22 protein-coding genes and 5 tRNA genes are annotated in these 21,352 nt (G+C 72.0%); 17 read left to right on the top strand and 10 right to left on the bottom strand.

Annotated elements, in window-relative coordinates; genetic code table 11:
* Nucleotides 1–64: 64 nt before the first annotated feature.
* The 4 genes from OIM89_RS06720 to OIM89_RS06705 form a co-directional block, all read right to left on the bottom strand.
* Complete coding sequence (locus tag OIM89_RS06720; protein ID WP_008417513.1) at nt 65–646, bottom strand: GTP-binding protein; 582 nt, start codon at nt 644–646, stop codon at nt 65–67.
* On the bottom strand, nt 627–1,037 hold the full coding sequence (locus tag OIM89_RS06715) for a DUF742 domain-containing protein (RefSeq protein WP_003951073.1): 411 nt from the start codon (nt 1,035–1,037) through the stop codon (nt 627–629). Before OIM89_RS06715 ends, OIM89_RS06720 begins: the two co-directional genes overlap by 20 nt.
* 122 nt (nt 1,038–1,159) lie before the next feature.
* The gene (locus tag OIM89_RS06710; protein ID WP_003951074.1) at nt 1,160–1,573 is read right to left on the bottom strand and encodes a roadblock/LC7 domain-containing protein; all 414 of its coding nucleotides are present in this window, start codon (nt 1,571–1,573) and stop codon (nt 1,160–1,162) included.
* Nucleotides 1,574–1,582: 9 nt separating this feature from the next.
* Nucleotides 1,583–5,290 (bottom strand): nitrate- and nitrite sensing domain-containing protein, encoded by a 3,708-nt coding sequence (locus tag OIM89_RS06705; RefSeq protein ID WP_264491066.1) that lies wholly within the window; start codon nt 5,288–5,290, stop codon nt 1,583–1,585.
* A gap of 620 nt (nt 5,291–5,910) precedes the next feature.
* Here OIM89_RS06705 and OIM89_RS06700 point away from each other — a divergent pair.
* The 9 genes from OIM89_RS06700 (at nt 5,911) to OIM89_RS06660 (ending at nt 10,039) form a co-directional block, all read left to right on the top strand.
* The gene (locus tag OIM89_RS06700; RefSeq protein WP_030699256.1) at nt 5,911–6,213 is read left to right on the top strand and encodes a hypothetical protein; all 303 of its coding nucleotides are present in this window, start codon (nt 5,911–5,913) and stop codon (nt 6,211–6,213) included.
* A 130-nt stretch (nt 6,214–6,343) separates the two neighbouring features.
* Entirely contained in the window at nt 6,344–7,120 is a 777-nt protein-coding gene (locus OIM89_RS06695; protein ID WP_030699257.1) for a fumarylacetoacetate hydrolase family protein, read from the top strand.
* Complete coding sequence (gene gltX, locus OIM89_RS06690) at nt 7,113–8,606, top strand: glutamate--tRNA ligase (RefSeq protein WP_151167998.1); 1,494 nt, start codon at nt 7,113–7,115, stop codon at nt 8,604–8,606. Before OIM89_RS06695 ends, gltX begins: the two co-directional genes overlap by 8 nt.
* A 104-nt stretch (nt 8,607–8,710) precedes the next feature.
* Nucleotides 8,711–9,445 carry an HAD family hydrolase gene (locus tag OIM89_RS06685; protein WP_047470582.1) on the top strand — a complete coding sequence of 245 codons (735 nt, stop codon included), beginning with the start codon at nt 8,711–8,713 and terminating at the stop codon, nt 9,443–9,445.
* A gap of 86 nt (nt 9,446–9,531) precedes the next feature.
* Nucleotides 9,532–9,603 (top strand) — tRNA-Gln (locus tag OIM89_RS06680).
* Between the two features lie 21 nt (nt 9,604–9,624).
* Nucleotides 9,625–9,697 (top strand) — tRNA-Glu (locus OIM89_RS06675).
* Nucleotides 9,698–9,784: 87 nt separating this feature from the next.
* Nucleotides 9,785–9,857 (top strand) — tRNA-Glu (locus OIM89_RS06670).
* Nucleotides 9,858–9,873: 16 nt separating this feature from the next.
* Nucleotides 9,874–9,945 (top strand) — tRNA-Gln (locus tag OIM89_RS06665).
* Between the two features lie 21 nt (nt 9,946–9,966).
* Nucleotides 9,967–10,039, top strand: a tRNA-Glu gene (locus OIM89_RS06660).
* Nucleotides 10,040–10,110: 71 nt separating this feature from the next.
* On the opposite strand, the gene OIM89_RS06655 is transcribed toward OIM89_RS06660, so the two are convergent.
* The gene (locus OIM89_RS06655) at nt 10,111–10,797 is read right to left on the bottom strand and encodes a MerR family transcriptional regulator (RefSeq protein ID WP_264491065.1); all 687 of its coding nucleotides are present in this window, start codon (nt 10,795–10,797) and stop codon (nt 10,111–10,113) included.
* A gap of 117 nt (nt 10,798–10,914) precedes the next feature.
* Here OIM89_RS06655 and OIM89_RS06650 point away from each other — a divergent pair, with 117 nt between their 5' ends.
* Nucleotides 10,915–11,394: a DUF4188 domain-containing protein gene (locus OIM89_RS06650; RefSeq protein ID WP_030699261.1), complete on the top strand. Its 480-nt coding sequence runs from the start codon at nt 10,915–10,917 to the stop codon at nt 11,392–11,394.
* A 101-nt stretch (nt 11,395–11,495) separates the two neighbouring features.
* On the opposite strand, the gene ndgR is transcribed toward OIM89_RS06650, so the two are convergent.
* Nucleotides 11,496–12,212 (bottom strand): IclR family transcriptional regulator NdgR, encoded by a 717-nt coding sequence (gene ndgR / locus OIM89_RS06645; RefSeq protein ID WP_003951083.1) that lies wholly within the window; start codon nt 12,210–12,212, stop codon nt 11,496–11,498.
* Nucleotides 12,213–12,389: 177 nt separating this feature from the next.
* On the opposite strand from ndgR, the gene leuC reads away from it, so the two are divergent.
* The 4 genes from leuC (at nt 12,390) to OIM89_RS06625 (ending at nt 15,955) form a co-directional block, all read left to right on the top strand.
* Nucleotides 12,390–13,808, top strand: a complete 1,419-nt coding sequence (gene leuC / locus OIM89_RS06640; RefSeq protein ID WP_030699262.1) for a 3-isopropylmalate dehydratase large subunit — start codon at nt 12,390–12,392, stop codon at nt 13,806–13,808.
* A 6-nt stretch (nt 13,809–13,814) separates the two neighbouring features.
* Complete coding sequence (gene leuD / locus OIM89_RS06635) at nt 13,815–14,408, top strand: 3-isopropylmalate dehydratase small subunit (protein ID WP_030699263.1); 594 nt, start codon at nt 13,815–13,817, stop codon at nt 14,406–14,408.
* A 494-nt stretch (nt 14,409–14,902) separates the two neighbouring features.
* Nucleotides 14,903–15,130: a hypothetical protein gene (locus OIM89_RS06630; RefSeq protein ID WP_023416807.1), complete on the top strand. Its 228-nt coding sequence runs from the start codon at nt 14,903–14,905 to the stop codon at nt 15,128–15,130.
* A gap of 174 nt (nt 15,131–15,304) precedes the next feature.
* Nucleotides 15,305–15,955, top strand: a complete 651-nt coding sequence (locus OIM89_RS06625; protein WP_030699264.1) for an HU family DNA-binding protein — start codon at nt 15,305–15,307, stop codon at nt 15,953–15,955.
* A gap of 110 nt (nt 15,956–16,065) precedes the next feature.
* Here the strand turns inward: OIM89_RS06625 and OIM89_RS06620 are convergent, their stop codons facing one another.
* On the bottom strand, nt 16,066–16,272 hold the full coding sequence (locus tag OIM89_RS06620) for a hypothetical protein (RefSeq protein WP_030699265.1): 207 nt from the start codon (nt 16,270–16,272) through the stop codon (nt 16,066–16,068).
* Nucleotides 16,273–16,351: 79 nt separating this feature from the next.
* Nucleotides 16,352–17,062, bottom strand: a complete 711-nt coding sequence (gene cofC, locus OIM89_RS06615; RefSeq protein ID WP_151167988.1) for a 2-phospho-L-lactate guanylyltransferase — start codon at nt 17,060–17,062, stop codon at nt 16,352–16,354.
* Between the two features lie 163 nt (nt 17,063–17,225).
* On the opposite strand from cofC, the gene OIM89_RS06610 reads away from it, so the two are divergent.
* The 3 genes from OIM89_RS06610 to OIM89_RS06600 all read left to right on the top strand — a co-directional run bounded on the left by OIM89_RS06610 (nt 17,226) and on the right by OIM89_RS06600 (nt 20,365).
* Nucleotides 17,226–18,032, top strand: coding sequence for a lysophospholipid acyltransferase family protein (locus tag OIM89_RS06610; protein WP_195730306.1), 807 nt, complete (start codon nt 17,226–17,228; stop codon nt 18,030–18,032).
* Nucleotides 18,029–19,039: an NAD(P)H-dependent glycerol-3-phosphate dehydrogenase gene (locus tag OIM89_RS06605; RefSeq protein ID WP_047143133.1), complete on the top strand. Its 1,011-nt coding sequence runs from the start codon at nt 18,029–18,031 to the stop codon at nt 19,037–19,039. Before OIM89_RS06610 ends, OIM89_RS06605 begins: the two co-directional genes overlap by 4 nt.
* A gap of 153 nt (nt 19,040–19,192) precedes the next feature.
* Nucleotides 19,193–20,365, top strand: coding sequence for a D-alanine--D-alanine ligase family protein (locus OIM89_RS06600; RefSeq protein WP_047470589.1), 1,173 nt, complete (start codon nt 19,193–19,195; stop codon nt 20,363–20,365).
* 79 nt (nt 20,366–20,444) lie between these two features.
* Here the strand turns inward: OIM89_RS06600 and OIM89_RS06595 are convergent, their stop codons facing one another.
* Together OIM89_RS06595 and OIM89_RS06590 are read right to left on the bottom strand one after the other, a co-directional pair.
* The gene (locus OIM89_RS06595; RefSeq protein WP_030699270.1) at nt 20,445–20,930 is read right to left on the bottom strand and encodes a DUF3515 domain-containing protein; all 486 of its coding nucleotides are present in this window, start codon (nt 20,928–20,930) and stop codon (nt 20,445–20,447) included.
* A gap of 20 nt (nt 20,931–20,950) precedes the next feature.
* Nucleotides 20,951–21,184 (bottom strand): Lrp/AsnC family transcriptional regulator, encoded by a 234-nt coding sequence (locus tag OIM89_RS06590; RefSeq protein ID WP_023416799.1) that lies wholly within the window; start codon nt 21,182–21,184, stop codon nt 20,951–20,953.
* Between the last annotated feature and the right edge of the window lie 168 nt (nt 21,185–21,352).

Raw genomic sequence — 21,352 nt, 5'->3', positions numbered from 1 at the left:
GGACCGTGTCCAAGGACACAGCCCGCCGCTGAGAGGTCTTCACACAACTTCCTTGAGGCTAACTCTACTTGAGCCGGGCCATCAGAGCGTGCTCGACCAGGGTGATGAGTGCGCTTTTGGCGTCGGCGCGGTGGCGTGCGTCGGTGGTGATGATGGGGGCGTCGGGGCCGATCTGGAGGGCTTCGCGTACTTCTTCGGGGGCGTAGGGCTGGTGTCCGTCGAAGCCGTTGAGGGCGATGACGAAGGGGAGGCCGCTGTTCTCGAAGTAGTCGACGGCGGGGAAGCAGTCGGCGAGGCGGCGGGTGTCGACGAGGACGACGGCGCCGATGGCGCCGCGGACGAGGTCGTCCCACATGAACCAGAAGCGGTCCTGTCCGGGGGTGCCGAAGAGGTAGAGGATGAGGTCCTGGTCGAGGGTGATGCGGCCGAAGTCCATGGCGACGGTGGTGGTGGTCTTGTCGCCGGTGTGGGTGAGGTCGTCGATGCCGGCGGATGCGCTGGTCATGACGGCTTCGGTGCGCAGCGGGTTGATCTCCGATACGGCTCCGACGAACGTGGTCTTGCCCACGCCGAAGCCGCCCGCCACCACGATTTTCGCGCTGGTGGTGGAGCGGGCCGCTCCGCCGTTAGAGCTTGCGAAGTCCACTGAGCACCCTTTCGAGCAGTGTCACGTCTGGCTGGCCCCCGGCGTTCTCGTCGCCGCCGGGCTGATGGATGGCGACAAGCCCGGCCTCCGCCAAGTCGGCGACGAGAATCCGGGCCACACCGAGGGGCATCGACAGCAGGGCCGACACCTCCGCCACCGACTTGACCTCACGGCAGAGGTGGCAGATCCGCTGATGTTCGGGAAGCAGCCCCTGCAACTGCGCCGGGTCGGCCGTGGTGCTGATCAGTGCCTCGATGGCGAGCTGGTAGCGGGGCCTGGTCCGGCCGCCGGTCATCGCGTACGGACGGACCAGCGGTTGGTCACCCTCCTCGCCGTAGGAGGCATGCTGGGAAGCTCCGTACGGGTCGTGAGAGGGACTGGGCGGGGTCATGAATCCTCCGGGCGGGACAGCAAGGGGTCTGCGTGCCGTCTGACTTGGCCGGCGGTGGGGGGAAGGCTTGAGCGGCCGGGCTGAGTGATGATCGGACGGTGGTACGGCCGTGCGGGGTCGGGCTAGTGCAGGAGGCTTCCCTGGAGTTCGGCGCGCAGGTCCGGCGTGAGCACGGCGCCCGCGCGGTCGACCAGCAGCGCCATCTCGTAGCCGACCAGGCCGATGTCGCACTCCGGGTGCGCGAGCACCGCGAGGGACGAACCGTCCGAGACCGACATGATGAAGAGGAAGCCGCGCTCCATCTCGACCACGGTCTGGTTGACCGGGCCGCCCTCGAAGATCCGGGAGGCCCCGGCGGTCAGCGAGGTCAGACCCGAGGCGACCGCGGCGAGCTGGTCGGCGCGGTCCCGCGGGAACCCTTCGGACATCGCCAGAAGGAGTCCGTCGGCGGAGACCACCACCGTGTGCGACACCCCGGGGGTGTTGTCCACGAAATTGGTGATCAACCAGTTCAGATTCTGTGCCGCCTGGCTCATCGGACTCAACTAACGCTCCTGCTGGTGAGAGGGGCCGGGGTAACCACCGGTCCGGGAGCCGTCGCCCTGCGGCGCGCCTCCCTGACCGCTCTGGTAGCGACCCTGCTGGATGCCCCGACGGAGATTGGTCAGCCGGCCGCGCACGTCGTCTGGGGCGCGCGAGACCTGAGGACCGGTGGGGTGCTGCTGCTGCTCGGCCGTACCCGGCACGAGGTTGGCCTTGGGGACCCGGCGCGGCAGACCGGAGGTGGTGACGCCGCCCGCGGAGGGCTGACGGACCCGCTCGGCCTGCTTGACCAGCTCGTCGTTGGGCGAGGGCCGCCAGGAGCTGGCCACCGGCGCCGCCGGGCGCCGCTGCGGCGCCGGCTGCTGCGGGGCCTGCGGCCGCTGCGGCTCCGGGGCCGCCTGCGGCTGACCCGGACCCTCCTGCGGCTCGCCTCCCTGACCGCGGAACCAGTTGGTCTCCAGCGTGTCGTAGAGCGGGGTGCCGCCGTCGCCGCGGCCCGACGGCGGCAGGTCGCCCTGCCCGCCGTGCGGCTGCTGCGGCAGACCGGGCCCGTTCTGGCGCCCGCCCTGGCCGTACGCGTCGTAGCCCTGCTGCTGGCCGCCCTGCTGCCCCTGGCCGGCGTAACCACCCTGGTGGTCCTGGTAGCCGCCGCCCTGGTAGCCGCCCTGCGCACCCTGGTCCTGGGTGGGGACCGCCGGGAACTGCGAGGTCGCGCCGGGGCCGGACAGCTCGTCGTACGGGGCGCCCTGGTCGCCCTGGTCCTGGCCGTACGCCGGGTACGGGCCGGTCGCGTCCTGACCGTAGGCGTCCTGGCCGCCCTGGTACGGGTCGCGGACCGCGGGGAACTGCCCCGTGGAGCCCGGGCCCTGCTGCTCGGAGACGGCCGGGAACTGCGCCGTGGCGTCCGGCTCGTCGTGGCCGCGCGGCGTGTCGTGCGCCGCCGCGTGCTCGTTGGACCAGCTCGGCCGCGCCTGCTCGCCGTCCGGCGCCGCCGGCAGCTCCGCCCGGGGACCGCTCGGCGGCAGCTGACCGCCACCGGAGCGCGGGGGAAGCTGCGGCCTGCGGCGGCCGTCGGCGCGCACGCCGGGCCCGTTCGGCGGGACCGAGCCGAGGCTGTCCGCCCCGGTGCCGTCCTGCCGCTGGACCGGTATCTGCGGCCGCTGGTCGCGGGCGGGAGCGCCGAACGGGGTCTCGCCGGGGCCGCCCTGACGGGGACCGCGGTCGGGCGGGCCGGACGGGCCGCCGCCGAAGAGGCCGCCGGGGCCGGACTGCGGGGAGCCCTGGCCGGGCCGCGCGGGGGGCCGGTTGCCCTGGCCGCCGGGGGCGGAGGCGCCGAAGAGGTTGGTGGAGCCGCCCTGCTGCTGCGGGGCGTCGCCGCGCATCGCCGCGCCGGGCTCGCGCCCGGGCAGCGCCGCACGGGGCGAGGAGGAGCCGACCTGGCCGCGCGCCTGGCCCGCGCCGAGCTGGCCGCCCGCGCCGCCGGGGCCGCCAGGACCGGGGCGACGGCCGCCGGGACCGCCCTGCGGGACGCTCGCGGCGCCCTTCTTCGGCGGAACCTTCTTGCCGCCCTGGGCGACGTCGACGGGGAGCATGACCAGCGCGGTCGTACCGCCCGAGTCGGAGGGGCGCAGCTGGATGCGGATGCCGTGGCGCTGCGAGAGGCGGCCGACCACGAACAGGCCCATGCGGCGCGAGACCGAGACGTCCACCGTCGGCGGCTGCGCGAGCCGCTCGTTGATCGCGGAGAGGTCCTCGGGGGAGAGGCCGATGCCGGTGTCGTGGATCTCGATCAGCACCCGCCCGTCGGGCAGGGCGTGACCGGTGACCTTGACCTTGGTCTGCGGCGAGGAGAACGAGGTGGCGTTCTCCAGCAGCTCGGCGAGGAGGTGCACGAGGTCGTTGACGACCCGGCCGGCCACGTCGGTGGCGGGCACCGAGGCCAGCTCGATGCGCTCGTACTGCTCCACCTCGGAGGCGGCGGCGCGGAGCACGTCGACCAGCGGGACGGGCCGCGTCCACCGGCGGCCCGGCTCCTCACCGGCGAGGACCAGGAGGTTCTCGCCGTTACGGCGCATGCGGGTCGCGAGGTGGTCGAGCTTGAAGAGCGAGGAGAGCTGGTCCGGGTCGGCCTCGCGGGACTCCAGCTCGGAGATGAGCGAGAGCTGACGCTGGATCAGGCCCTGGCTGCGGCGCGAGAGGTTGGTGAACATCGCGTTGACGTTGCCGCGCAGCAGCGCCTGGTCGGCGGCGAGGCGGACCGCCTCGCGGTGCACGTCGTCGAAGGCCGCGGCCACCTTGCCGATCTCGTCGCGCGAGTGCACGCCCACGGATTCCACCGAGGTGTCCACGTCCTGCGGGTCCGACTCGGAGAGCTGCTGGACCAGCTCGGGCAGCCGCTCCTGGGCGACCTTGGTCGCGGTGTCCTGGAGCCGGCGCAGCGAGCGGATCATGGACCGGGACACCACGAAGGCGCCGACCAGCGACACACCGAGGACCAGCAGGATCACCGCACCGTTGAGGTACGCGTCGCGCTCGGCCTCGTTGCGCAGCTCACGGGCCTTCTGCTCCATCTCGGTGAGCAGGGTGGTCTCGATGCGCTGCATCTGGTCGAGCTCGGCGGAGGCGTCGTCCAGCCAGTCGCGGTACGAGCGCTTGTCCAGCATCCGCATGCCGTTGGGCTCGGTCAGCACGCGCTTGGCGTAGGCGTTGGCCTCGGTGATCGTCGCGTTGTTGCCGAGCGGCTTCAGCAGCGTCTCGGCGTTGCCGTCGTAGACGCCGCCGAGGATGGCCAGGGAGCCTTCCTCGTTCTTGAAGGCGTTGGAGCCGTAGCGGCGGTCGGTCTCGGAGAGCTCGCCGTAGCTGCGGTCGTTGGCCGGCAGGGCGGCGGCGATCACGGCCCGCTGGATCGAGGCGTACTCCTTGGCGGAGGAGAAGGCCGCGAGCGCGCGGGTGCGCTGGATCATGTCCGGGTTGCTGGTCGCCTGGGCCATGTCGGTCGACAGGTCGAGCAGCTGCTCGATGAGCTGGCTGTAGGCGTCGATCGTCTGGGAGACGGACTGGTCGTCCTGGTACGCCTCCTTGCGGATGTCACCGAGCGTGTAGAGCTGGCTGGTGATCTGCCGGACGTTGCTGCGGACGCCGTCGAGGGCCTGCTCGTCCGCGCTCTCCAGGTCGCGGGTGCCCTCGAGGAACACCTGCCGGGCGCGGTCGGTGTTCTCCCGGTGGCTGCGGACGTCGTAGTCGGTCGCCTTGCCGCCGTGGGTGAGCGGCCCCGCCGACTGGTCGCGCTCGTTCTGCAGCGCGGTCGCGAGCCGGGTGGCGTGCTTGGTCATCTCGGTGAGCAGCTTCATGTTGTCGAGCTGCTCGATCTCGTCCATGGACGAGTTGATACGCATCGCGCCGAGCGAGGTGGCCGCGACCACGGGCAGCGTCAGCAGCGCCACCAGGCGCGTACTGATGCGCCAGTTGCGCAGCGCTATTCGCGAACCGGAGCCGGTGGGCGCCGACGGCTTGGCCGGGCTCTCCTCGGCCTTCTCCGCGGCACCGTCCTGGGAGGTGGAGGCGTTGGGAGATGCGCCCGCACGCTCCTTGTCCCGGCCCTTGGCCGGGCCGGTGTTCCGGGCGTGCTGGGTCGACTGGCCGCGGTCACTCCCGCCGCGCGGCTCGGATTCGGCCGCAGCGCTGCCATCCCTCTTGAAACGTCCCTGCACTGGCGTCGCAACCTCTGGACCAGGCGTTCCGCCGCTGCATGCGGTGGAACGGAGTCGATTCGGGGGGCCTTCTCCGATGGATACCGGGCCCCAGGTGGTCGTGATGGACCGGCGCGTCCTCCCCTTTCACCGCCACGCGGCGCTTGTTGCGCCCCCTGCGCGCCGACCGTTTCGAGCGGCGGTCCGGGGAATTTCAGCACAGTGCCGGATCTCCAACAAGGCCCGTGGGTAACCCCAGGACACAGGTGACCGGATGTGAGCACGACATCACCAACGGTGGAAACCGATCCACAACATAACGGACGTTTGCTGACGAGGTGCGAGGTCCCGGCGCAGCCCGCCCGGCTGTCCCAGTCGCCATGATCGGGAGCGGAATGAGGGCTTCAGCGGTGCATTGTCCGTTTCCCCACCTCGAACGGCCGGTCCGAACTGTCCGCGTTGTCCGTCCATTCGTGAGGAAACTCACACGAAGATCATGGCTCCTTCTCGACTTTGCGGGGGATGTGCATGTTTAGCCTGACGCTTTACTGGGATGACGCGTCCGGAAAGCGAACCGGCACCGCCCCCGGCCGGCCCCACCACCGGCAGAACCTCGACGCAGACAAGGGCCACAGCAGCAGATGACCACCACCCCGGCGCCCCGCTCCACCGCCAACCCCCGCCGCACCACGCTGGCCCGCCTCGCCGACGCCGCCTCTCTGGAGCGCCCCGCCAAGCGCCCCGACGCCGGGACCCTGCCCGCCGCCACGGCCAACCCCCGCCGCACCCTGCTGGCGACCACCCCCGCCGTCACCGGCCCCGCCTACGGCGCGAAGCTCCCCGGCCAGACGGCCAACCCGGTGCGCACCATCCTCATGACGGCCCCGGCCCCGCGTACGGTTCCGGTCCCGGCGCCCGAGCCGGCCGTCGCCGCCGCCGAGTAGCACCGGCCGCCCCGCGCCACTCCCTCCCCGTGCCCCCGGGCCCGCTCCGCGCGGCCCGGGGGCACGGGGCGTTAGCCTGGGGTGTCCGACTTCAGCAGCGTCAGCAGTAGCAGAGGGGCAGCCGCAACCCGTGCGCATCGCCAGGTTCTCCATCGACGGCAATGTCGCCTTCGGGGCGGTCGAGGGTGACAGCCCCGACAGCCTCGTCCTCGACATCATCAAGGGCATCCCGTTCGCCGACTTCGAGCTCTCCGGCACCAAGGTGCCGCTCGACAAGGTCCGGCTCCTGCCGCCCGTCCTTCCCAACAAGGTCGTGGCCATCGGGCGCAACTACGCGGAGCACGCCAAGGAGATGGGCGGAGCCGTCCCCGACGTCCCCGTCACCTTCTTCAAGCCGTCCACCTCCGTGATCGGCCCCGGCGACCCCGTCGCGTACCCCTCCTTCACCGAGGAGCTGCACCACGAGGCGGAGCTGGCGGTCGTCATCGGCCGGATGTGCCGCGAGGTGCCCCGCGAGCGCGCCCGTGACGTGATCCTCGGCTACACCTGCGCCAACGACGTCACCGCCCGCGACGTGCAGCGCCGCGAGGACCAGTGGGCCCGGGCCAAGGGCTTCGACAGCTCCTGCCCGCTCGGCCCGTGGATCGAGACCGACGTCGAGCCGGACGACCTCACCATCCAGTGCACGGTCAACGGCGCCCAGCGCCAGCTCGGCCGCACCAGCGACATGGTCCGCTCCGTCGAGGACCTGATCGTGCACATCACCGAGGCCATGACGCTGCTCCCGGGCGACGTCATCCTCACGGGCACCCCGGCAGGCGTCGGGCCGCTCACCGTCGGCGACGAAGTCGCCGTCTCCATCGAAGGCATCGGCACTCTCACCAACAAGGTGATCAAGCGTGGCTAGCGCAGCAGCAACCCCCTCCTCCCCGGTCCGCGTACGGTTCTGCCCGTCGCCCACCGGCAACCCGCACGTCGGACTCGTCCGCACCGCCCTCTTCAACTGGGCCTACGCCCGCCACACCGGCGGCACCATGGTCTTCCGCATCGAGGACACCGACGCCGCCCGCGACTCCGAGGAGTCGTACCAGCAGCTCCTGGACTCCATGCGCTGGCTCGGCCTCGACTGGGACGAGGGCCCCGAGGCCGGCGGCCCGCACGCGCCGTACCGCCAGTCGCAGCGCACCGACCTGTACGCGGACGTCGCCGAGCGCCTGGTCGCCGAGGGGTACGCCTACCCCTGCTACTGCACCACCGAGGAGCTGGACGAGCGCCGCGAGGCCGCCCGCGCCGCCGGCCGCCCCTCCGGCTACGACGGCCACTGCCGCGACCTCACCGCCGAGCAGAAGGCCGCGTACGAGGCCGAGGGCCGCAGCCACATCATCCGGTTCCGGATGCCCGACGAGACGATCACCTTCACCGACCTGGTCCGCGGCGAGCTGACCTTCCAGCCGGAGAACGTCCCCGACTACGGCATCGTCCGGGCCAACGGCGCCCCGCTCTACACCCTGGTCAACCCGGTCGACGACGCCCTGATGGAGATCACCCACGTCCTGCGCGGCGAGGACCTGCTCTCCTCCACCCCGCGCCAGGTCGCCCTCTACCAGGCCCTGGTCAAGCTCGGCATCGCCAAGCAGACCCCGGCCTTCGGCCACCTGCCGTACGTGATGGGCGAGGGCAACAAGAAGCTCTCCAAGCGCGACCCGCAGGCCTCGCTCAACCTCTACCGCGAGCGGGGCTTCCTCCCCGAGGGCCTGCTGAACTACCTCTCGCTGCTCGGCTGGTCCTTCTCCGCCGACCAGGACGTGTTCACGATCCCCGAGATGGTCGCCAAGTTCGACATCGCGGACGTGAACGCCAACCCGGCCCGCTTCGACCTCAAGAAGGCCGAGGCGATCAACGCCGACCACATCCGCATGCTCGGCACCGCCGCCTTCGCCGAGGCGTGCGCCCCCTGGCTGGTCGCCCCGTACGCCCCCTGGGCGCCCGAGGACTTCGACCAGGCGGTCTTCGACACCATCGCGCCGTACGCCCAGACCCGCCTGACCGTGCTCTCCGACATCACGGCCAACGTCGACTTCCTCTTCCTCAAGGAGCCGGTCTTCGACGAGGCGTCCTGGACCAAGGCGATGAAGGGCGACCCGCAGGCCCTGCTGACCACCGCCCGGGAGAACCTCGACTCCGCCGACTGGTCCAGCGCCGAGGCCCTCAAGGAGGCCGTCCTGAAGGCCGGCGAGGCCCACGGCCTCAAGCTCGGCAAGGCGCAGGCCCCGGTCCGCGTCGCGGTCACCGGCCGCACCGTCGGCCTGCCCCTCTTCGAGTCCCTCCAGATCCTCGGCAAGGACGCCTCCCTCGCCCGGATCGACGCGGCCCTGGCCAAGCTCGCCGCGTAACACCTCTCCGTACGCCCGTGGGGGCGGTGGCCGCACCGGCCGCCGCCCCCACGGGCGTCCTCGGGCCTCTGGTCCCCGGCCCCCGCCGGGGCTAGATTCGTTCCATGGGCGCGAACCGGATCAAGGCCGTGGTGTGGGACGTCGACGACACGATCTTCGACTACGGGCGCGCCGACCTCGACGGCATGCGCGCCCACCTCGCCGTGGAGGGGCTGCTGGAGGCGCACGGCGGCGAGGAGGCGGCCCTCGCCCGCTGGAAGACCGTCTCGGGGACCCACTGGCGCCGCTTCGTGGCCGGGGAGACCGACTTCGAGGGGCACCGCCGCGACCGGGTGCGGGAATTCCTCGGCGCCCCGCTCACCGAGGCCCAGGCGGCCGCCTGGTGGGACCGGTACGTCACGCACTACGAGAGCGCCTGGTCGCTCTTCCCGGACGCCGCGGACACCCTGGCAGCGGTCGCCGGCCTCTGCCGTCAGGCGGTCCTCTCCAACGCCAGCCTCCTGGTCCAGGAGCGCAAGCTGACCACCCTCGGCGTCCGCGACCACTTCGAGAACGTGGTCTGCGCCGTCGAGCTGGGCATCGCCAAACCCGAGGCCGGCGCCTTCCTGCACGTCTGCGAGGCGCTGGGCCTGGCCCCCGCCGAGGTGGCGTACGTCGGCGACGACCGCGAGGTGGACGGCGTCGGCGCCCGGGACGCCGGGCTGCGCTCGGTCTGGGTCGACCGGGACGGCACCCGGGGCCCCGCCCCGGAGGGCGTCGAGCGGATCACCGGGCTGGCCGAGCTGCCTGCGCTGCTGACCGGGCAAACCCGTTTTGGAGCCCGGTCCACCTTCGGGTAATGTTCTTTCTGCGCCGCCCGGGCGGGCCGAAAGGCCAGAGGGAGGCGCACACCGAAGGAAAACCCCCCTCGGGGGTTGAATTTTGGTGGGCTATGGTGTAATTGGCAGCACGACTGATTCTGGTTCAGTTAGTCTAGGTTCGAGTCCTGGTAGCCCAGCTCGCAGAGCTCATCTGCAAGGCCCCCGTTGTGTAGCGGCCTAGCACGCCGCCCTCTCAAGGCGGTAGCGCCGGTTCGAATCCGGTCGGGGGTACAGATCCATCCTGCTGATCGTCGGAGTCGCTCTCCTCGGTCACGCGGTGACATCACCCGGCGTCGCTCGCCGGGTGGGATCGCTAGGGCCCCCGTTGTGTAGCGGCCTAGCACGCCGCCCTCTCAAGGCGGTAGCGCCGGTTCGAATCCGGTCGGGGGTACTGGTCTCAACCACCATGGGCTATGGTGTAATTGGCAGCACGAGTGATTCTGGTTCATTTAGTCTAGGTTCGAGTCCTGGTAGCCCAGCTCGCAGAGCTCATCTGCAAGGCCCCCGTTGTGTAGCGGCCTAGCACGCCGCCCTCTCAAGGCGGTAGCGCCGGTTCGAATCCGGTCGGGGGTACAGAGAAGAAGGGCCTCCCGCAGTGTGCGGGAGGCCCTTCTTCGTGTGCCGAGACAGGGCGGCGGCGCCCCTCACGAGGCCGGGTCCGCCTCGGTGGTGCCGACCTCCTGCCCGGCCAGGCCGTAGCGCCGCTGGGACTCCTCCTCCTGGGCCAGCCGGTGCAGGTCCAGCAGGACCGGCTCGTAGAGCACCGCGGCGGCCACCGCCGACTCCAACCGCTCCACTTCGCGCGGGTACTGCTCCATCAGGTCCAGGTCGTAGGCGGCCACCTCGGCCATCTGCCGGGCGTACGGCACCAGTTCGGCGGCGTCGCAGACGTAGCCGAGGCGGCGCAGGGTGGCGACCGAGGCGACCAGGGAGCGGTGGACCGGGGAGAGCGGGCCCAGCTCGCGGACCCGCTCCCAGCCGACCTCCACCAGCATGCGGTCGACCTCGGCGGCGGCCTCGCGCGCCGCCTCGTCCTCCTCGGCGCGGCCGGCCGGCGGGCGCGGGAGGGACCAGAGGGCGGCGCCGAGGCGCATGGTCAGCCCGAGCGAGTCGTCGTCGACCGCCGCCAGGACCTCCCGTGCCGTGGCCACCGGGATCTTCCCGACCTGGATCAGCGCCCGGATCAGCCGCAGCCGGCGCAGGTGGGAGGCGTCGTACGAGGCGCGGGTGGCGTGCACGCGGTGGCCGGGCGGCAGCAGTCCTTCCCGCAGGTAGTACTTGATCGTCGCGGTGGAGACACCGCTCTCCTGGCTCAACTCCGACAGCCGCATGGGTACTTGGGGCGCCTTTCCGCTTGCCGTCAGCCATTGGTGAGTGTCACTATCCAGTAAGTGACGGGAGAGCGCCACTATCCGGTGGGGCCTCCACGAGGACGGGGGAAGGACACCATGCGGGACAAGATCCAGCTCGGCCGCAGGACGGCGGCGCGCGACGGCGAGGTCGTCGTCTTCCTGATCGGCATGCGCGTGAACCACCTGTGGGCCCTCCACCGCTGGCTGCCGGTCTTCTTCGCCATGCCCGCGATGCTCCGCGAACTGGTCCGGGACCGCTCCGCCGGCCTCCTGCACCACGTCCTGCTCACCGGCTCGCCGCGGACCTACTACGTGGTCCAGTACTGGGAGTCCAAGGAGAAGCTGCTCGACTACGCCCGGGCGACCGGCCGCAAGCACCACCCCTGGTGGGTCCGGGTCAACCGCTACGCCCGCAACGGCAAGGGTCACGTCGGCATCTGGCACGAGACCTACGTCGTCCCCGCCGGGCACCACGAGTCCATCTACGGCGACATGCCGCCCTTCGGGCTGGGCCAGGCGTACGGGACGGTGCCGCTCGGTGCCGGGGTGGGGGCTCGGGACCGGCTCCAGGTCTGAACGCGGGGGAGTGGAGGTCCGCACGAGCGAGACCCCGCCGTCCGGATCGTGGACGGCGGGGTCTCGGCTGTGCGGGTTCGGGTGGCTGGAGGGGGTGGCCGTCAGCTGGTGCGGCGGAGGGCCTCGGAGAGGCGCTGGGCCGCGTCGATGATGGCCTGGGCGTGCATGCGGCCCGGGTGCCGGGTCAGCCGCTCGATGGGGCCGGAGACCGAGACGGCGGCCACGACGCGGTTGGAGGGGCCGCGCACCGGGGCCGAGACCGAGGCCACGCCCGGCTCGCGCTCGCCGATCGACTGGGCCCAGCCCCTGCGGCGTACGCCGGAGAGCGCGGTGGCCGTGAAGCGGGCGCCCTGGAGGCCGCGGTGCAGGCGCTCCGGCTCTTCCCAGGCCATCAGGATCTGGGCCGAGGAGCCGGCCTTCATCGTCAGGGTCGAGCCGACCGGCACCGTGTCCCGCAGGCCGGAGAGGCGCTCGGCGGCGGCGACGCAGATGCGCATGTCGCCTTGGCGGCGGTAGAGCTGCGCGCTCTCGCCGGTCACGTCCCGCAGGTGGGTGAGGACCGGTCCGGCCGTCGCCAGCAGGCGGTCCTCGCCGGCCGCGGCGGCCAGCTCGGAGAGCCTGGGGCCGAGGATGAAACGGCCCTGCATGTCACGCGCCACCATGCGGTGGTGTTCCAGAGCCACGGCGAGGCGGTGCGCCGTGGGGCGGGCGAGCCCGGTCGCCGCGACCAGCCCGGCGAGGGTGGCCGGACCGGACTCCAGAGCGCTCAGAACGAGAGCCGCCTTGTCGAGAACGCCGACGCCACTAGAGTTGTCCATGCAACGATACTCGCGTCTCACTCTGTGAAACGCAAGTTCAATTTTCCCGGGAAGTTGCCAGTCTGTACAGGCGGGCAACTTCACCGCCCGCTCTGCCACCGCCCCGCACGGGGGTCCGGACGGGGGCGCACCGAATCTCTAGTTGGGCCGGCGACGACGCCGGCCGAAGGGAAAGCGATGGGTAGGACACTCGCGGAGAAGGTCTGGGACGACCATGTCGTCCGGCGCGCCGAGGGCGAGCCGGACCTTCTCTTCATCGATCTGCACCTGCTGCACGAGGTGACCAGCCCGCAGGCGTTCGACGGCCTGCGCAAGGCCGGGCGCGCCGTGCGCCGCCTCGACCTCACCATCGCCACCGAGGACCACAACACCCCCACCCTCGACATCGACAAGCCCATCGCCGACCCGGTCTCCCGGGTCCAGCTGGAGACGCTGCGCAAGAACTGCGCCGACTTCGGGGTGCGGCTGCACTCCCTCGGCGACGTCGAGCAGGGCGTCGTGCACGTGGTCGGCCCGCAGCTGGGGCTGACCCAGCCGGGCACCACGGTGGTCTGCGGCGACTCGCACACCTCCACCCACGGGGCCTTCGGCGCGCTGGCGTTCGGCATCGGCACCAGCCAGGTCGAGCACGTACTGGCCACCCAGACGCTGCCCATGGCCCGCCCGCGCACCATGGCGATCACCGTCGACGGCGAACTGCCCGACGGCGTCACCGCCAAGGACCTGATCCTCGCGGTGATCACCAAGATCGGCACCGGCGGCGGCCAGGGGTACATCCTGGAGTACCGGGGCTCGGCCATCGAGAAACTCTCGATGGAGGCGCGGATGACCATCTGCAACATGTCCATCGAGGCCGGCGCCCGCGCGGGGATGATCGCCCCCGACGAGACCACCTTCGCCTACCTGAAGGGCCGCGCCCACGCGCCCGAGGGGCAGGAGTGGGACGAGGCCGTCGCCTACTGGAAGACGCTGCGCTCCGACGACGACGCCGTCTTCGACGCCGAGGTCGTCATCGACGCCGCCTCCCTCGCGCCCTTCGTCACCTGGGGCACCAACCCCGGGCAGGGCGCGCCGCTGAGCAGCCGGGTACCGGACCCCGCCTCCTTCGAGGACCCCTCCGCGCGGTACGCCGCCGAGAAGGCCCTGGAGTACATGGGGCTTCAGGCCGGGCAGGCGCTGCGCGACATCAAGGTCGACACCGTCTTCGTCGGCTCCTGCACCAACGGCCGCATCGAGGACCTGCGGGCCGCCGCCGACATCGTCAAGGGCCGCAAGGTGGCCGACGGTGTCCGCATGCTGGTGGTCCCCGGTTCCGCCCGGGTCGGCCTCCAGGCCGTCGAGGAGGGCCTGGACACCGTCTTCAAGGAGGCCGGCGCCGAATGGCGGCACGCGGGCTGCTCGATGTGCCTGGGCATGAACCCCGACCAGCTCGCCCCCGGTGAGCGCTCCGCCTCCACCTCCAACCGCAACTTCGAGGGACGCCAGGGCAAGGGCGGCCGCACCCACCTGGTCTCGCCGCAGGTGGCCGCCGCCACCGCGGTCACCGGCACGCTCGCCTCGCCCGCCGACCTCACCGACGTACCCGCGGGAGTCTGATCAGCCATGGAAGCCTTCACCACGCACACCGGCCGGGCCGTCCCGCTGCGCCGCAGCAACGTCGACACCGACCAGATCATCCCCGCGCACTGGCTCAAGAAGGTCACCCGCGACGGCTTCGAGGACGGGCTCTTCGAGGCCTGGCGCAAGGACCCGGAGTTCGTCCTGAACAAACCCGAACGCACGGGTGCCACCGTCCTGGTGGCCGGGCCCGACTTCGGTACCGGCTCCTCGCGGGAGCACGCCGTCTGGGCGCTCCAGAACTACGGCTTCAAGGCGGTCATCTCCTCCCGCTTCGCCGACATCTTCCGCGGCAACTCGCTGAAGAACGGCCTGCTCACCGTCGTGCTCGACCAGGAGGTCGTCGACGCCCTGTGGGAGCTCACCGAGAGCGACCCCACGGCCGAGATCACCGTCGACCTCCAGGACCGCGAGGTCCGCGCCGTGGGCGTCACCGCCCCGTTCGAGCTGGACGAGAACTCCCGCTGGCGCCTGCTGAACGGCCTGGACGACATCAGCATCACGCTGCGCGAGGAGGAGGCCATCGCGGCCTACGAGTCGGGCCGCCCGGCCTTCAAGCCGCGCACCCTGCCCGTCTGACCTTCTCCCCAGCACCGCCGCCGCGCCCCCGCTCCCTCCGGAGCGGGGGCGCGGTGTTGTGCGGCCGGGCACCCGAACGGTCCAGTGGGGCGCGGGGAAATGTGCGGGAGCGGCGGGGCAGGGCAGGCGCCGCGGTGGGGCCGGTGCCGGGTCCCCGGCCGGGGTTCGTCGCCGGGCGTTCGGGAAGGCGCTCCACAGCACGGGAATGCCCTGGACGCCAAAGGTGTTCGGAGTTGGCGTGAAAGTGCCCCTCGGGGTCGGCTCCGGAGGGCGGAAGGGGCCATCCGGCTGACCCTGCGGCGAGTTGACGCGGCCACTCGGACGACACCCGGAAGGGTGGTCCCCGTACCGGTCAAGTGTGCTGCCAGAGGCGGGAGTTGGCCTCCTTTCGCATGGTGGGGCGCAGGTCGCTCCCTACTTCTGAAAGGGTGGGCCCCGCGCGGCAGTTGCCCCCCTGTGGGGCGACAACTCGCCGCAGATGGCACAATCGGCGCATGGAACGCGACAGCGAGATCGAGCTCTACGACGTTGTCGCCGACCGGCTGAAAGAAGCGCACTCCCGAGTGCGTGCGCTGCAAGTCCCGGAGGACGTCCGCAGGGCGCTCTCCCGAAAGCTGCTGGCCATTACGGCCGCGGCGAAACACGATCTCGCGGCGGCGGCCCGACGTCTGGACCGCTTCACGGCAGAGCTCGACGAAGGGCGATTCCCCGAAGATCTCTGAGCGTCGAGTGAGCCCCCGCAGGAGCCCCAAGGCCCCTTCGTGGAGCGACAGGTCGCCTCCGTTGCGGCGCACGGGTGATTAGCCCGTTTCGTGTTTGATTTGCGGTATATATCTGCCTACCGTGCGAAAAAGCTTGAACACATTGGTTCTGGCAATGCCTCCGAAGGGGAAGACGTGAACAAGGCGCAGCTCGTAGAAGCGATTGCCGACAAGGTCGGCGGTCGTCAGAACGCCGCCGAAGCCGTCGACGCGGTGCTCGACGCGATGGTCCGCGCGGTGGTGGCCGGGGAGCGGGTCTCCGTCACCGGCTTCGGTTCCTTCGAGAAGGTCGACCGCCCCGCCCGTTACGCCCGCAACCCGCAGACCGGCGAGCGGGTCCGGGTGAAGAAGACCTCCGTGCCCCGCTTCCGGGCCGGCCAGGGCTTCAAGGACCTGGTGAGCGGGACGAAGAAGCTCCCGAAGAACGACGTGGCGGTGAAGAAGGCGCCCAAGGGCAGCCTCACCGGCGGGACCAAGACCACCGCGAAGGCCGCGGCCAAGAAGGCGACCGCGAAGAAGGCCTCGGCGGCGAAGAAGACCACCACCGCCGCCGCCAAGAAGGCCACCCCGGCCAAGAAGACCACGGCGAAGAAGACCTCCCCCGCCGCGAAGAAGACCACCGCCACGGCGAAGAAGGCCACCCCGGCCAAGTCGACGGCGAAGAAGGCCACGGCCAAGAAGACGGCCCCGGCGAAGAAGGCCACCGCCACCAAGGCCCCGGCCAAGAAGTCCTCGGCCCGCAAGACCACCGCCAAGAAGACCACGGCGACCGCTCGCAAGAAGTGACGAAGTAGCGGACCGCCGCGGAGCCTTCGGACACGGCCGGACCACGCGCATCGGGCCGGGCCCCCCTCGGGGAGCCCGGCCCGCGGCGTGTCCGGCGTTCGGCCGGCAGGTCAGAAGGTCTGGAGGGTCACCAGCGTGATGCGCGGGGCGCCGTCCGCGCCCGGGGCGGTCTCGACGCGCACCCGCTGGCCCGGGCGGAGCAGGCGCAGCCCGCCCGCGTCGAACGCCGCCCCGTCGAAGGGCACCGGGGTGCCGTCGTCCAGCAGCACACTGCCGCCACGGGTCTCGGGGTCGTAGGTGTACGCGGTCGCCTGCATGCCCCGCAGCGTAGCCGCCGCGGGCGCGGCCCGGGACGCGCGGGGCGCGCGGCGTACCGCGCCGTACGGGGCGGCGTGTTCAGCGCGGCGGGGCCGTCGACGCGCGCGGCGTGGGCGCGGCCGCCTCGCGCAGCGCCGCCAGGGCCGCCGCTGTGTGCGGGCCCGGGCCCAGCTCGCAGGCGGCGCGCAGATCGGCCGGGGTGTCCACGTCGCGCCGCACGCCCGGCACCGCGCCCGGGGCCAGCTCGACGGCGCCCGCCGCGGCGTGCCGGGCGCGGGAGGGGCCGCCGAAGCAGGGCGTGAACGGGGCGCCCGCCGCCGCCGCCAGCAGCGTCGTACCGATCCCTGCGGCGTCCGCGAGGAAAGCGCGCGGGTGGGCGGCGGCCGCCGCGAGGACGCGTTCCAGCTCGGCGGGGCGCAGCGCGGGCAGGTCGGCGTTGAGCGCGGCGAGCGCCGCGCGGGGCCGCGCCGCGCGTACCGTGCGCGCGCCGTGCGCCAGGGCCGCGTTCAGCCCCGCCGCCGGGGTGTCCTCCGTCACGCGTGCCCCGAGCGCCGCCAGCGCCGCGCCGGCCCGGGCGTCGTCCGTGACGACCACCACATCCCGGACCGCCGCGCAGGCCAGCGCGGCGGCCACCGTGTCCTGGGCGAACGCCAGCGCGAGCCGTGCCCGCGTCGCGCCGTCGAGGGCCGGGGCGAGCCTGCTCTTGGCCAGGACAAGGGGTTTGAGAGGGACGACCAGGCTCCAGGAGGCCGCCGGGCCCGCGTCGGGTTCAGTACGCATCGTGGCCATTCTCGCCCTCTCGCCCGCCCGCCCCGCCGCCGGTGCTCGGCCGCGCCGCGCGAGGGTGGGCGTACGGTGTTCTCGACAGAAAGGGGACCCGGGGCGACACTTGTGCGTCCGCCCCCAGGGCGCAGATCGCATCCCAGGGTCCGCGAAAGAGGAAGGTGCCCGAGTGTCCCGCCGCAGAATCGGCTTCTGGTACCGCTTGGCAGCGGTCATCGCAAAACCGCCGCTGGTGCTTCTGTTCAAGCGGGACTGGAGCGGAATGGAGAACATTCCGGCTGACGGCGGATTTATCACCGCGGTCAATCACAACTCGTATCTCGACCCGCTGTCCTACGCTCACTACCAGTACAACACCGGACGCGTTCCGCGATTCCTGGCGAAGAACGGGCTCTTCGGGAAGGGATTTGTCGGCGCCGTCATGCGTGGCACCGGGCAGATTCCCGTCTACCGCGAAACCACCAATGCGCTGGACGCCTTCCGGGCCGCCCTGGACGCCATCGACCGCGGCGAGTGCGTCGCCTTCTACCCCGAGGGCACCCTCACCCGCGACCCCGCGATGTGGCCGATGACCGCCAAGACCGGCGCCGCCCGGGTAGCCCTGCGCACCCGCTGCCCCGTCATCCCCGTCGCCCAGTGGGGCGCCAACCTCGCCATGCCGCCGTACGCCAAGGAGAACAAGCTCCAGCTCCTGCCGCGCAAGACCCTCCAGGTGAAGGCCGGCCCGCCGGTCGACCTCAGCGCGTACTACGACCTCGAACCCACCCCCGAGGTGCTGCGCGAGGTCACCGAGACCATCATGGCGGCCGTCACCGCTCTGCTGGCCGAGATGCGCGGCGAACCCGCACCCCCCATCCCGTACGACCCCCGCACGGCCCGCCTGAAGCAGCGGCGGACCGGTGTCCGCCCGCAGCCCGCCGCCCCCGCGGTGTGCGAGAGCGCGCCGGGGCAGAAGTCAGGAGAGAGCAACCAGTGACACCCCCGGTCAAGGCAGCGGTCTTCGGAACCGGCTCCTGGGGAACGGCGTTCGCCATGGTCCTCGCCGACGCGGGCTGCGAGGTCGTCCTGTGCGCCCGCCGCCAGGAGGTCGCCGACGAGGTCAACACCTCCCACACCAACTCCGGCTACCTGCCCGGTGCCGTGCTGCCCGCCTCGGTGCGGGCCACCACCGACCCCGCCGAGGCCGCCGCGGACGCCGACTTCACCGTCCTCACCGTCCCCTCCCAGACGGCGCGCGCCAACCTCACCACCCTCGCGCCGCTGCTCGCCCCGGACACCGTGGTCGTCTCCCTGATGAAGGGCGTCGAGCTCGGCTCCGCGATGCGGATGAGCGAGGTCATCGCCGACACCGCGAAGCTGCCCCCCGAGCGGATCGCCGTCGTCACCGGCCCCAACCTCGCCCGGGAGATCGCCGCCCGGCAGCCCGCCGCCGCCGTGGTCGCCTGCACCGACGAGGACGTCGCCCGGCGGCTCCAGGCCGCCTGCCACACCCCGTACTTCCGCCCGTACACCAACACCGACGTGGTCGGCTGCGAACTGGGCGGTGCCGTCAAGAACGTCATCGGCCTCGCCGTCGGCATCGCGGACGGCATGGGCCTCGGCGACAACACCAAGGGCTCCCTCATCACCCGCGGCCTCGCCGAGACCACCCGGCTCGGCCTCGCCATGGGCGCCGACCCGATGACCTTCTCCGGCCTCGCCGGCCTCGGCGACCTGGTGGCGACCTGTTCCTCGCCGCTCTCGCGGAACCACACCTTCGGCACCAACCTCGGCAAGGGGATGACGCTGGAGGAGACCATCGCGGTCACCAAGCAGACCGCCGAGGGCGTCAAGTCCTGCGAGTCCGTGCTCGACCTCGGCCGCCGGCACGGCATCGACATGCCCATCACCGAGACGGTCGTCGGCATCGTGCACGACGGGAAGCCGCCGCTGGTCGCCCTCAAGGAACTGATGAGCCGCAGCGCCAAGCCCGAGCGCCGCTGACCGCACCGGAGGCACCGCTTCCGACCTGCCGCGTCGCGCCGTACGGGGCCGCACGAGGCGCCCGCCGCGCGGTACGGCGGTCGGGTGCCCCTCGCGCGACAGGGCCCCTCGGGCGCTGACGAGCGGCCTACCAGCAGGTACGCTCATCGCGATATGAGCAGCGAGAACTCCCCCCAGAACCCGGCCCTCCCCGAGCCCGGAACCGAACCCCGCAAGCCGCGCGTCGCCGTCGTCTTCGGCGGGCGCAGCTCCGAGCACGGCATCTCCGTGGTCACCGGCGGCGCCGTCCTGGGCTCCATCGACCGCTCCCGGTACGACGTGCTGCCCATCGGCATCACCACCGAGGGCGGCTGGGTGCTCACCGCCGACGAGCCCGCGCGGATGGCGATCACCGAGCGCACCGTCCCCGACGTCGACGCGCTCGCCGAGCCCGGCGAGGGCGCCGTCGTCCTCCCCGTCGCCCCCGGCAACCGCGAGGTCCTCTACAGCGAGCCCGGCTCGGTACCGAAGGTCCTCGGCGACGTCGACGTGGTCTTCCCCGTGCTGCACGGCCCCTACGGTGAGGACGGCACGTTCCAGGGCCTCCTGGAGCTGGCCGGCATCCCGTACGTCGGCTCGGGCGTCCTCGCCTCCGCCGTCGGCCAGGACAAGGAGTACATGAAGCGGGTCTTCACCTCCTTCGGGCTGCCGGTCGGCCCGTACCTGGTGATCCGCCCCCGCGAGTGGGACGCCGACGAGGCCGCCGCCCGCGCCCGCATCATCGAGTTCGCCGGTGAGCACGGCTGGCCGCTCTTCGTGAAGCCCGCCCGCGGCGGCTCCTCCGTCGGCATCACCAAGGTCGACGGTCCCCAGGGGCTCGACGCGGCCCTCGCCGAGGCCCGCCGCCACGACCCGAAGATCCTCGTCGAGTCGCTGCTGCGCGGCCGCGAGATCGAGTGCGGCGTCCTGGAGTTCGAGGACGGGCCGCGCGCCAGCGTCCCCGCCGAGATCCCGCCGGTGCAGGCCCACGACTTCTACGACTTCGAGGCCAAGTACATCGACTCGGCCCCCGGCCTGGTCCCCGCCCCGCTCACCGAGGAGCAGACCGCCGAGGTGCAGCGCCTCGCCGTCGAGGCGTTCGAGGCCGCCTCCTGCGAAGGGCTGGTGCGCGCCGACTTCTTCCTCACCGAGGACGGCGGCTTCGTCATCAACGAGATCAACACCATGCCCGGCTTCACGCCGATCTCCATGTACCCGCGCATGTGGCAGGAGTCCGGCGTCGACTACCCGGCCCTCGTCGACCAGCTGGTGCAGGCGGCGCTGCGCCGGTCCACCGGACTGCGCTGAGCCGCACGGCCGGAGCGAGCGGTCCGCCGCGGAGCCGGGGCCCCGCCAGGGGGCTCCGGCTCCGCGCCTGTGTGGCAGGTCAGTCGGCGATGCCCTCCGGTATCGCCTCGGTGACGGAGGGGGCGAGGTCGCTGAGCGGCGCCAGCCCCTCCGGTACGTGCTCGGCGGGCAGCGCGACCTCCACGTAGGCGCGGCGCAGCGTGGTGGTGAAGCGGAACGAGCCGTCGCCCGGCTGTTCCATGAGCCAGCCGACTCCGTCGGCCTCCACGCCCTCGGCGTCGGGGTCGTTCATCGCGCCGGGTCTGGGTACGCCGCAGCGCAGTATGATCGCCGGGCTGCCCCACCCCGCGGTCAGTGCCGACTCCGGTTCCGGATCGTTCCGTTCCAGGCCGGCGACGCGCTGCGGAAGCCGGTCGTCCAGCTTCCGGCAGAGGGCGGCCGTCGTGCTGTCGGGCCCGGGAACCGCGGCGGCCGGCCGTCCGTCCGTGGAGGAACAGCCGGCAACGGCGGCCAGCAACAGCGCGGCGGCGGCAGACCGGAGGGACCGGCGACGGGTGAGGTTCACCGGGCCAGCGTAGACGGGGGCTACAGATGCACGACCGGGCAGGTCAGGGTGCGGGTGATGCCGTCCACCTGCTGGACCTTGGCGACCACCATGCGGCCCAGTTCGTCCATGGTGTCGGCCTGCGCCCGCACGATCACGTCATAGGGACCGGTCACATCCTCCGCCTGGATCACTCCAGGAATGCTGCCGATGAACTCGGCGACGGCCGAAGCCTTCCCGACCTCGGTCTGAATCAGTACATACGCCTGTACCACGGAACCTCCAGGGCGGCCACGAGGATCATGTGGGGGAAAGGGTCGTCACGTTATCGCGTCCGCGCCCGCCGCGGGGAGAGCCGCGCGCCCCGACGCGCGCGCCGTCCGCTTTGCGGGGCGCGGGCGTTGACGCGTGAGTTGACGGTACCGACCCCTGCCCCGCCCCGC

The organism is Streptomyces sp. BI87 (genome assembly GCF_025957665.1).
Classification (GTDB): domain Bacteria; phylum Actinomycetota; class Actinomycetes; order Streptomycetales; family Streptomycetaceae; genus Streptomyces; species Streptomyces albidoflavus.
This window is presented reverse-complemented; position numbering and strand designations above follow the sequence as displayed.